Annotated in this window: 1 protein-coding gene; it reads left to right on the top strand. The window is 75.2% G+C overall.

Going from position 1 to position 500, the window contains the following annotated elements:
- Positions 1-243: 243 nt before the first annotated feature.
- Positions 244-500 (top strand): hypothetical protein (locus tag D7Y13_RS42215; RefSeq protein WP_208734581.1); only part of this gene is annotated, 257 nt, incomplete at its 3' end.

Here is a 500-nt window from a genome sequence, read left to right as displayed (position 1 = left end):
GGATCGTCCAGTGCGGCGGCCCTCGCCGGAACCGCGGATTGCAGCGCCGCGGACCCTGTCGAAAACCGCCGGGGCGGTCAAGCGAGGGCGGTGCGCTGGGGACCGAACATCGCAAGGCGACCCGTCCGCTTGGTCGGCCGGCCGGAACATGCGACGACCGGCAGCATCCGAGGCGGTGGCGCCCGGCCGGTGAGGGGGGCGACGACGCCCGGTGCGCGAAATCCGCTTCGAGCAAGGCCGGCGATGGCGCGGCCGGTGATCCCGCGCTCGCTGCGGGCGCGGCTGCTCGCGCTCTGGCTGCTGCTCCTCGCCTCCGCCGCGGCCACGGGCTACCTGCTGTTCGCGTTCTACAGCCAGTCGGCCGACGTGCAGGTCGGGCAGGCCGAGGTCGCGGTCGCGCGCGCCTGCCGCGAGATCGTCGACCGCACCGCCTTCGTCACTGGCGCGATGGCCTCGACGCGGACCGTCGACGCCGGCCTTCGCGCCGACCTCGCCGACGC

Source organism: Corallococcus praedator (genome assembly GCF_003612125.1).
In the GTDB taxonomy this organism is placed as follows: domain Bacteria; phylum Myxococcota; class Myxococcia; order Myxococcales; family Myxococcaceae; genus Corallococcus; species Corallococcus praedator.
The sequence above is the reverse complement of the archived record's forward strand: the minus strand, read 5'-3'. Positions and strand labels throughout refer to the sequence as shown.